This window comes from Dapis hubbardiae BLCC-M172 (genome assembly GCF_050016015.1).
GTDB lineage: Bacteria > Cyanobacteriota > Cyanobacteriia > Cyanobacteriales > Microcoleaceae > Trichodesmium.
In genome coordinates this window covers 1-10,964 of sequence record NZ_JBNHEQ010000163.1, presented here as the reverse complement: position 1 = coordinate 10,964, position 10,964 = coordinate 1, and the positions used below count along the sequence as shown (strand labels likewise).

Sequence of the window (10,964 nt, the reverse complement as noted above, 5' to 3'; positions counted from 1 at the left end):
GACCACTACCATTTGAACGAGAGTCTATATCACTTGTTGTTAAATCACCACTACTAATAATATTTACACCTCCCGCATTTCCTAATTCTGAAAAAGACCTCAATTCACCTCCAGTGGTATTAACATTTCCGCCTTTACTTTCGAGGTTAATACTCCCACCTTGACCACTACCATTTGAACGAGAGTCTATATCACTTGTTGTTAAATCACCACTACTGGTAATATTCACACCTCCAGCATTTCCTAATTGAGAAAAGGAGGATAACTCACCTTCGATAGTAATAGCACCTGTTTGACTTTCTAGAATAATATTTCCACCAGCACCATCGACATCGCTACGGGAATTAATCTCATTACCTATATTAAGATCGGTAAAACTTTCCACAGTGACACTACCACCATCACCAGTAGTGGCAAAACTATTTATTGCTGCTGTGGTAGTTACCGATCCTTCTGTACTTTTAATACTAATATCACCACTACTAGCAGCATTTTCCTGGGTCTGTGTTATTGCTGCTAGGATGTTACCATTGTCCGGGTCTCCAGCACTAGAAAGAATTCTGTCTGTAGTAATGTCACCTTTTGCTTCTAGAATTATATTGCCACCTGAACCGTCACGAGAAAATGATTCTAGATTTGATTCAACATCAGTTCCTGCGGTAGTATCAATAGTGCCTCCTGCTTTTAGGATAATACTTCCTCCATCACCACTACCAGAATTTTCTGAGTCTTCTGCTTCTCCAAAGTCTCGACCAGCAAAAGAAGAAATATTTCCAGTTGTGATATTGCCATCACTGGTAAGACTGACAGTTCCTGCATTTCCACTACGGGAAGAGGAGGCGAGTTCACCAGCACTGCTATTAATATTTCCACCTATACTTTCTAGAGTAATATTCCCACCTCGACCATTACCATCCGAACTGGAGTCAATACCACCTGTTATCAAATCACCAAAACTTTTGATATTGACATCTCCAGCATTTTCTGTTTGGGAAAAAGAACTTAAGAAACCACCACTGGTATTAACATTTCCACTTGTACTTTCCAGAGTAATATTCCCACCTTGACCATTAGTTGAATTAGAGTCAATAGCACCTGTTATTAAATCATTATTACTGGTTATGGCAACGTTTCCTGCATTCCCGTCAGTAGCAGCAGAAAATATTTCGCCTATAGTTGTATCAACACTTCCACCTGTACTTTCCAGGGTAATATCTCCACCTGTACCTGCTATTGTCACAGAATTAATTTTACCTGTTTTCAGATCGCTAAAACTTTTTATCTTCACATTTCCCGCATCTCCTGTATCGGAAAAAGAACCTAATTCACCAAGACTGGTATCAATATTTCCTTCTGTACTTTCTAAGGTAATACTTCCACCCCGACCATTTTCTGAATTGGAGTCAATATTACCTGTGATTAAATTCCCATTACTTTTAACATTTACATTTCCAGCATTTCCCCGAGTAGAAGTAGAAAATATTCCTGCATCTCTTGCGGCTCCAGTAGTATCAATACTTCCACCTGTACTCTCTATCGTGATATCTCCACCTTCACCGGCAAATGTTGATGATTGAATACTTTCAGTCTTAATATCTCCAAAAGCTTTAACAGTTATACTTCCAGCATTTCCGCTAACAGCAGCAGTATCTATTTCTGCTGTGGTAGTTACTGCGCCTTCTGTACTTTCAATGGTAATATTACCACTATTACTACTATTTATTTCCGTCTGTGTTGTTGTTGTGTTTACGGTAGCGCCTACAGTAGGAGTAGGTTCGCCAGCAGTGGAAAAAACTCCCCCTGTAGCAATATCGCCTTTGCTGGTAATGCTAACTATACCTCCAGCGCCAAGACGAGAAAATGATTCTAGAGTTCCGGCGCTAGTATCAATAGTTCCTCCTGCTGTCAGAGTAATATCCCCTCCACTACCAGTAGCATTTTGATTAGAGTTAGTATTAGTCGAATTTTCTAAGTCTCCATCTACATCCAATGGTTCGCCTGCGGAAGAAAATATGTCTCTAGTTTTAATATTCCCCTGACTGGTAATACTGACATTTCCTGCATCACCCCCAACGGAATAAGAAGATAATTCTCCACTACTGGTATCAATATTACCACCTGTACTTTCCAGGGTAATATCTCCACCATTACTACTACCATCTGAACGGGAGTCAATATTACCTGTTTTTAAATCCCCATTACTTGTAATAGCAACATTTCCACCACTCCCTTGCAAAGAACCAGAAAATATTTCATTGGCAGTTGTATCAACTTCACCACCACTATTTATGGTAACGTTCCCACCTCTATTATTACCTCCTGTGGAAACATTAATTTCACCTGTTTTAATATCACCATCAGCACTAAGAAAAACATCCCCACCACTGGTTGATGCTGAATTGGCGTCAAGGGTGGTTTGAGTAGTATCAATATTCCCACTACTAGAAATAGTAATATTGCCTGGTTGGCTATCAGGAGTTGATGTAATTATCCTTTCAGTTAAAGTCAAATTCCCATTAATACTTATTTCAATATCCCCGCCATCAAAAGTTGAAATACCTTCTACTTCTTCACTAACTCCACCAATAGTTAAATTATTTATTGACTCCAGAAATAGCCCTTTTTCTCCTATGAATACTTCTAAGTTATTTACATCTATACGCAAGGGAGCTTCAGTTAAACCTACACCACCAATACTTTCAGTTTGAAATATTGCTCGGTCGGCAGTAATTAAAGAATTAGGAGAAACTCGTCTAATATTTCCTCGATTAGCATTAACTAATAGTTGACCAGTAGTAGTTAAATTAGCCAGATTTATATCACCATTTTCTCCTAAAATTCCTAGTAGAATTGTAATATCCCCACTACCTGAATTTAATGTTGTTCCTTCTGCTTGATTAATAGAACCTGCTCCTGGTTCGCGATTATTAATATCGGCTCCATCATCATTACCAAAAAGACTAATATTACTATTACCACTGGATGTATTTATATCGGCATTTAGATTAATACTTCTTCCTGCTGTTAATTCTATAGATTTAGAAGTTTCTATTGGTTGATTAACAGTTATATCATTGTCAGCTTGAAGAATAATTTCACCTTCTAATTCTTCTATTTCTGTAGCAGAAAATGTCTGATTATCGCCTTCATTTTGATTCGGTGTTTCGGCTCCAATAATTATATTTTTCGGGTCAAATAATATTGTTCCTGCTTCTCCTAATGCTGCACTAACATTAACATTTCCATCAAAAATTAATTCCTGTTTGCCAGATATTTCAACAAACCCTCCATCACCAAAAAATTCTCCTCCTTTAGCACTAATATTTCCCGCAAAATTAGTCGTATCATCTGACCAAATTATGACTTGACCACCGTTTCCATTATTAAGAGCATCTGCCGAAATAAAAGAGTTATTGTTAACAAAAGTTTGCTGATAATTGGGAACAATTCCATTGCCTTGCAAGTCGCCTCCAATTAATATTCTTCCTCCACCATTTAAACCATTGGCCTGAATATTGGCATCAATAACTGCCACGCGATCGCCTAACACATTAATTTGTCCACCGCTCCCTTGATCAGAGGAATTTGATACATCAATATTTCCAGAGGCAACTGCTACTCCTTCTCTACCTGTCAAAACTAAATTACCTTGAGCATCTACTACCACAGATGAGGCATCATTTGTTTCGCCACCTGTTAACAACTGTGCTAGTGATAATGGTGTAATTGACTGCCCCGATAAATGTGCAGAAGAAGGTGATATATCTAAACTCAAAACATGGCCTGCTTGAGAGATCCGCAAGGTATCCCCACCATTAACTGCAGCGATGGTAATGTTTCCACCTGCCGTAGATAGTTCACCTGTATTGACAACTGTACCGCCAAGGAGAGTAAGATTGTTTCCTGGATTTAAACTTAAGTTTCCTTGATTAACTATAGCGCCTGGGTTAGAGACATCAAAATGATAACCACTGGGATTACCTACTAAATTTGAGTAGTTATTTGTACCCATTGCTTTAAACCAGAAGTTATTGTCGTTGAAACCTATACCTGTGGCAGTAGTAACACTAAAGGAAGCGGGCACATTGAGGGTAGCATTAGGGCCAAATATTATTCCGGCGGGGTTCATTAAGAAGAGATTTGAGTTCCCACCAACTACTTGAATTAAGCCATTTATAGTAGAAGCATTTCCTCCTGTGACTCTACCCAGAATGTTGCGAATGTCTGGAGTTGTAAGGAAATTTGCGGTTTGATTAGATTCAACGTTAAATTGGCTAAAACTATGAAATAGGTTTGCACCGTTGCTGCTGGGAGTGCCACCTTGGATATTAAATTGGTTGCCGTTTTGGTTGACTGTAGTTCCTGTACCGTCTGTTGCTGGGGTAATAGGTTGACTATAAGCAGGAATGGCGACTGTTCCCAATAGAGAAACAAAGGCCATCAGAGGATAAAGATGTAATGTTAATAGCTTCATCTAATTGACTGAGTATTTACTTTTTCTGAAAAAAATAATTATGATTAGCTCCAGTATATCTTTTCCATTCTATCAGTTACCAAAATAATCAGCATTCAGAAGTCAAAATGAACAGTAGGGACGTTCCATGGAACGTCCCTACAAGGTTTTGGTTGTGATGATTTGGTTTATGTATCTGAAAAGCGCTGTAATCACCATTACAGCGCTTTTCATTTTAGCAGAATACAAAATAGGGAAGTTGTACGCAACTTTCCTACAGAATTATCATTTTATTTATGTAGTTCATTGACATGAAAACTACTCCAGGTAGAAACCGGGTTTATTACCCTAGTTATTTGTTTTAAAATTACGAGTTTATAAATCCGGTTTCTTGTTTAATTTTTAGCTAAAACTTAGTCAACATTGACTTTCACAACTTTATTTTTCTCAGCTTCAGCTTTAGGTAAATGTAGATGTAAAATACCATCTTTGTAGTCAGCTTTTACTTGCTCATTTTGCACTCTGACTGGCAAAGAAATTATTCTTTGGAAACTACCATAACGAAATTCAGAACGAGTCATACCTTCTTCTTCTGTCTTAGTTTCTTGACGACGTTCTCCTTTAATTGCCACTGCTTCGGCAGTTACTTGTACATCTAAATCTTTCGCCTCCAAACCAGGTATTTCCAGTTTTAAATCAATAAAATCATGGTTTTCGTGAATTTCTGCTGCTGGTGTAAATGCCATGCCTTTTTCTTCACCATTGAAAGTTGGAGCGAAAGTATCAAATAAACGATTCATTTCTTTTTGCAAAGAGTCTATTTCACGCCAGGGATGAAAACGAACAATAGACATATTTATTACCTCCTAAAACGATGTTTTATATATTGATTGAATTTGTTGTTTCTGTTTCTATTTTAGATTCGGTTTTGTCTTGAATAAGTGAGGAAAATGGGAAAGATGCGATCGCAATTGCCGTACTATTTATTTTGATAAATCGCATCTTTCTGTATTGCTAAAATTTAGTCAATACTTACTTTGACAACTTTATTTTTCTCAGCTTCAGCTTTAGGTAAATGTAGATGTAAAATACCATCTTTGTAGTCAGCTTTTACTTGCTCATTTTGCACTCTGACTGGCAAAGAAATTACTCGTTGGAAACTACCATAACGAAATTCTGAACGAGTCATACCATTGGCTTCTGTTTTACTTTCTTGACGACGTTCACCTTTAATTGCTACTGCTTCGGCAGTCACTTGTACATCTAAATCTTTCGCTTCTAAACCTGGTACTTCTAATTTTAACTCAATCGTATCCTCAGTTTCCTGCATTTCTGCTGCTGGTGTAAATTTCACGACTTTTTCTTCATCACTAAAAGTCTCAAATAAACGATTCATTTCTTTTTGCAAAGAGTCGATTTCACGCCAGGGAGAAAAACGAACAATAGCCATATTTATTGCCTCCTCAATTGATATTTTATGTATTGATTTAATTTGTTGTTTCTGTTTCTATTTTAGATTCGGTTTTGCGTTAAGTAAGTGCGGAAAATAGGAAAGATGCGATCGCAATTGCCGTACTTTTTATTTTGAGAAATCGCATCTTTCTGTCTTACTAAAATTTAGCCAACATTGACTTTCACAACTTTATTTTTCTCAGCTTCAGCTTTAGGTAAATGTAGATGTAAAATACCATCTTTGTAGTCAGCTTTTACTTGCTCATTTTGCACTCTGACTGGCAAAGAAATTATTCTTTGGAAACTACCATAACGAAATTCAGAACGAGTCATACCTTCTTCTTCTGTCTTAGTTTCTTGACGACGTTCTCCTTTAATTCCCACTGCTTCGGCAGTTACTTGTACATCTAAATCTTTCGCCTCCAAACCTGGTATTTCCAGTTTTAAATCAATATAATCATTGTTTTCGTGAATTTATGCTGCTGGTGTAAATGATATTCCTTTTTCTTCACCATTGAAAGTGGGAGCAAAAGTATCAAATAAATGATTCATTTCTTTTTGCAAAGAATCAACTTCACGCCAGGGAGAAAAACGAACAATAGCCATATTTATTACCTCCTAAAAATATGTTTTATGTATTGATTTAATTTGTTGTTTCTGTGTTCTATTTTAGATTCGGTTTTGTGTTGAGTAAGTAAGGAAAATGGGAAAGATGCGATCGCAATTGCCGTACTAGAGTTTTTTTTGATGGAGATAGTATCCAAAACTTTCCCAGTTTTTTCCACCACAACCTTGCTTAAATTTTAGTTGAAGTAAATTGATTTTTATTCAACTTGTCTTTATTGTAATCAAAGTGAAAAAATTATCGAATTCGGTTCCTCCCTCCCATGCGATCGCGATTTCCGTACAACTATCGTTTGGTTGAATAAATCTACTTATTAGCACCTAAGTAAGTCAGTCTTAAAATTCATGGTTATCAGAAAGCAGGAAACATAACGTTGAAGCGAAGAGATTTCTGATAATTCTACTTTTTGTTATATACCTTATTTTTTCGTGGTTACCTACTTAATCTTTAGTATGAGGAGCAAAATTAGAATATAACTATGTTATCATGCTACACGAATGGAGGATGAATATAAATGTAGTAAGGGAATTAGCAGAGTAACTGAAATATATCCCCTTACTTGATTTTCGGCGTTGCTGATGGGTGGGTATAATTTGTATTTATTGGTAATTACTAAACTATTGAATAACAAATACTTAAGATTATTCAATCTTTATTTTCATACCTTGATTCAGCAACCCCTAAAATTAATGTCCTCGTGGATTTTGACAGAACGCATAAGTATCAAACATCGCTCCCACTAAACTACAAGTAATAGCAATTACTAAACATCCTTGCCAGGGATGGCCACTACCGAAAGTTGCTAAGAATTGCCAAATTTGGGCAATACCAGATTGACCAATTCTTTGTAAACTGGGAAGATGACTAATTAAAGCAAAGCTCATCCAACTAGCCCCAATCAACATCATAGGAGTTATAAAGCTAAAGATAGTTGTGAGTAGTAAAGAACGTAGCAAATCAGTTAAAATACCCATAATAATAATTAACCATAAGTCCAGATATAACTGCCACCTCAGTAGCAAGTTAACCAAATAGGCTAACTTATTTCTAAGATAGAGAGCGATCGCTTAAAATCGGTAAATCTGTCAGAAAACTTCAATTTTGGTTTAAAAATCTTGTTGAAGATTGGTAAATTTCTCTCATTGTTTGATTTATTGTTCTAATTTATTAATTTCTATTGAATAAGATTACTTTTCGATTAACTTTTGGGTCATGGGGACCACGGATGTTGGCTGCTACATATTTAGCGGGCCAGGTAGTTGTTCATTTGCTAAAGGGCAAAATTTATCGTCGTAATACCATTGATCAAATGGCGATAGTAGGTCCACAGTCCCTACTAATTGTCTTATTGACAGCTAGTTTTGTCGGTATGGTATTTACTATTCAGGTAGCCAGGGAACTTGTAGCTTTTGGTACAGCTAATATGGTCGGGGGAATGTTGGCTCTAACTTTAACTAGAGAACTTGGTCCTGTCTTGACAGCAGTTGTTGTTGCAGGGCGAGTGGGTTCAGCATTTGCAGCGGAAATAGGCACAATGAAGGTGACAGAGCAAATAGATGCTTTATATATCCTGAAAACAGATCCAGTAGATTATTTAGTTATTCCCAGAGTTATTGCTTGTGCTTTAATGATGCCAATCTTAACTTTGTTATGTTTGGTAGCTGCTATACTTGGTGGACTAATAATTGCAGTGAATCTATATGATATTCCCCGAAGTATATATATAGATTCTGTCCAGGATTTTCTAACTATTTGGGATTTGTGTAGTGGATTAACTAAATCAGTTATATTTGGTGTTTTAATTGCTGTAATTGGTACAAGTTGGGGTTTAACTACTACTGGTGGGGCAAAGGGGGTAGGTAAATCTACAACTACAGCAGTTGTGACATCTTTAATATCTATCTTTATTTTTAATTTCTTTCTATCTTGGGGAATGTTCCAAGGTCTAGGTGGGGCCATGAAGCAAGGTCTTTAAAATAGAGAAGAGTCAAAAAATATTAGAGAGTGTCATAAAATCACTAAATCAAGATCAAAAACTATGAATTTTTCTTAGTTTAGTGAGAGAAAGTAAAAATAGACATCTCTTACAATAAAAAATAAAATTCATTATTACACTCTTATTCATCAATTATTTCCCCCTATTCCCTACTCCCTACTCCCTACTCCCTCTTTTAATAAATTTACATAAAGCCATGACTACTATTTCTACCTCAGAAGCAAAACAAACTATTGAACTTGCTCCTAGTTATAAAATACCTTTAGTGCTAATAATTGCTGCATTACCTTTGGTATTTGTACAAAAGTGGGTAAGTTTAGCGATCGCTATACTAGGAATTTTTCTATTAGTTGAAACATTAATTCTCCGTCTGAAATTTACAGAAACAGCCTTAGAAGTATACCTTTCAGATAAACTTTTACGAAACTTTCCTTATCAAGATTGGCTCAATTGGGAAATATACTGGTCTCCTGTCCCAATTCTGTTCTATTTTAGAGAAGTTAAGAGTATCCACTTTCTACCAATTATTTTCGATCCTAAAATGTTGCAAACTTGCCTGGAAAAATACTTTCCTTTAAATCAGGATTGAAGTAGCACTTAGCTATCAGCTTCTAGGAGGGTGTATAATGGAGGATTAAAACCCCATGAACAGGTATTAGGCGCTTGTTCAAATATATTGGGGAATTAAACCCTTAAATTTTGAGCTGTTAACGTAGTTACGACCCAGGAGGCTAGCTAGATGCTGTTTGTGGAACATTCCGTTAGGAAAAGCTGATAAGTAGTTAAATGAGAAGATATAAAATTTTGGGTTTGAAAAACAAAACTCTTTCTGGGTTATTCCCACTTCAGAAATTACTATCGCTACACTAAACCTGCGGTTATTTTTCCCTCTAATTAATAGTAGAAATTTTGCATATTTTTTTCCATGATTTACCCAGACGAAATACAACCAGAAGAACAAAAAGAAAAATCTAATACCTTAAATGAAATAAGTCCTTCAGCTTCAGACTTAGATGAAAAAATTGAAACTAAAACTCTTCCTACAAATCCAGAAGTTTCTGAGTCTTATGAACCTGATATAAATCAACCAATTGAAGTAGCATACGTTCCATTTGTTGAAGATAATTCTATAGATTCTGCTAGTTTGACTGAGGAGTATACAACTCCGCCAGTTGAGAAAATTGAAGAAGAATTGACCTCAGAAGTTACTAACCTTGAACAGCAAGAACAAAATTTAAAAGAAGAAATAGCTACTCTACAAGAAACTAAGGCTAAATTACAACAAGAAGTAATTGCCCAGACTAAGGCTATAGGGCGTTTAGTGCCAGAAGCTTTAAGTCAGTTAGAACAACGTAGACAAACATTGCAAGTAGAGGTAGAAAAACTAGAGCGTCGCAAAGAACGTATTCAAAAGGAGATGCGCACTACTTTTGCTGGTGCTTCTCAGGATTTGGCAATTAGAATTCAGGGGTTTAAAGATTATTTGGTGGGAAGTTTGCAGGATTTGGCTGTTGCTGCTGAACAGTTAGAATTGGCCCCACAGCCAGAGGAATATTCTACTCCTGTGAAGGAAGATACTCCTAAATCTACAAGAAATTCTGAAAATCCTAAATTTGCCGAAATGGGTTTTGAGGAACAAACTAGACAAATTCGCCAGATTCTTGACGAATATCGGAATATGCCTGATTATTATGGCCCACCTTGGAGATTACGGCGTACATTTGAGCCGATCCATGCAGAACGGGTTTCCAATTGGTTTTTCTCTCAGGGTGGTCGTGGTGCGCTGCGAAATATGGGTAGTCGGTTACAAAATATTTTGGTTGCTTCGGCGATTATTTCTGTACTGAGAGATTTATATGATACAAGGGTACGCGCTCTGGTGTTGGCTAATTCTCCTGAACGTTTGGGAGAGTGGCGTCGGGGTTTACAGGATTGTTTGGGGATTGACCGCCGTGATTTTAGTCCTGACCGGGGTGTGGCTTTGTTTGAGGATGCGGAGGTTTTGGCCCAAAAGGCTGACCGATTGCTTAAGCAGGGCAAGTTACCAATTATTGTGATTGATGATACGGAAGATAGAATTAGTCTTTCTATGTTACAGTTTCCTTTATGGTTAGCTTTTGCTCCTGAACCTAATTCTCAAAACTCAATGGATAGGTTTTAATTAAGAGGAAGAAGGAAGAAGGAAGAAGGAAGAAGGAAGAAGGAGTTATTGAACCGGCGCAAAAGGGAGAAACTTTTTTATTCCTAATTGTTAGGACTTTTTTCCTAACAATCTCTTACTAATTGATAATGAATAATTGATAATGAAAGAGTTTTTTAAATCTCTAATTTTCTTTCCCTATTTCTATCTAACTATCTATGGATAATTAATAATTGATAATGGATAATTGATAATGAAAGAGTTTTTTAAATCTCTAATTTTCTTTCCCTATTTCTAT

Annotated in this window: 8 protein-coding genes and 1 pseudogene; 3 read left to right on the top strand and 6 right to left on the bottom strand. The window is 36.5% G+C overall.

Annotated elements, in window-relative coordinates:
* The 6 genes and pseudogenes from ACP6PK_RS14645 to ACP6PK_RS14620 form a co-directional block, all read right to left on the bottom strand.
* Positions 1 to 4,474 (bottom strand): beta strand repeat-containing protein (locus tag ACP6PK_RS14645; protein WP_426560292.1); only part of this gene is annotated, 4,474 nt, incomplete at its 3' end.
* Positions 4,475 to 4,866: 392 nt separating this feature from the next.
* Positions 4,867 to 5,307, bottom strand: a complete 441-nt coding sequence (locus ACP6PK_RS14640; RefSeq protein ID WP_426560290.1) for an Hsp20/alpha crystallin family protein — start codon at positions 5,305 to 5,307, stop codon at positions 4,867 to 4,869.
* 25 nt (positions 5,308 to 5,332) lie between these two features.
* Entirely contained in the window at positions 5,333 to 5,455 is a 123-nt protein-coding gene (locus tag ACP6PK_RS14635; RefSeq protein ID WP_426560288.1) for a hypothetical protein, read from the bottom strand.
* 19 nt (positions 5,456 to 5,474) lie between these two features.
* Positions 5,475 to 5,903 carry an Hsp20/alpha crystallin family protein gene (locus tag ACP6PK_RS14630; protein ID WP_426560286.1) on the bottom strand — a complete coding sequence of 143 codons (429 nt, stop codon included), beginning with the start codon at positions 5,901 to 5,903 and terminating at the stop codon, positions 5,475 to 5,477.
* Between the two features lie 167 nt (positions 5,904 to 6,070).
* Positions 6,071 to 6,511: pseudogene (locus tag ACP6PK_RS14625) on the bottom strand (Hsp20/alpha crystallin family protein).
* 705 nt (positions 6,512 to 7,216) lie between these two features.
* On the bottom strand, positions 7,217 to 7,504 hold the full coding sequence (locus tag ACP6PK_RS14620; protein WP_094678527.1) for a hypothetical protein: 288 nt from the start codon (positions 7,502 to 7,504) through the stop codon (positions 7,217 to 7,219).
* A 203-nt stretch (positions 7,505 to 7,707) separates the two neighbouring features.
* On the opposite strand from ACP6PK_RS14620, the gene ACP6PK_RS14615 reads away from it, so the two are divergent.
* From ACP6PK_RS14615 to ACP6PK_RS14605, 3 genes are all read left to right on the top strand, one after another.
* Positions 7,708 to 8,505, top strand: coding sequence for an MlaE family lipid ABC transporter permease subunit (locus ACP6PK_RS14615; RefSeq protein WP_426560283.1), 798 nt, complete (start codon positions 7,708 to 7,710; stop codon positions 8,503 to 8,505).
* Positions 8,506 to 8,722: 217 nt separating this feature from the next.
* Positions 8,723 to 9,115, top strand: coding sequence for a DUF3119 family protein (locus tag ACP6PK_RS14610; RefSeq protein WP_094678531.1), 393 nt, complete (start codon positions 8,723 to 8,725; stop codon positions 9,113 to 9,115).
* A 336-nt stretch (positions 9,116 to 9,451) separates the two neighbouring features.
* Positions 9,452 to 10,687: a DUF3086 domain-containing protein gene (locus ACP6PK_RS14605; RefSeq protein WP_426560281.1), complete on the top strand. Its 1,236-nt coding sequence runs from the start codon at positions 9,452 to 9,454 to the stop codon at positions 10,685 to 10,687.
* The last annotated feature ends 277 nt before the right edge of the window (positions 10,688 to 10,964 follow it).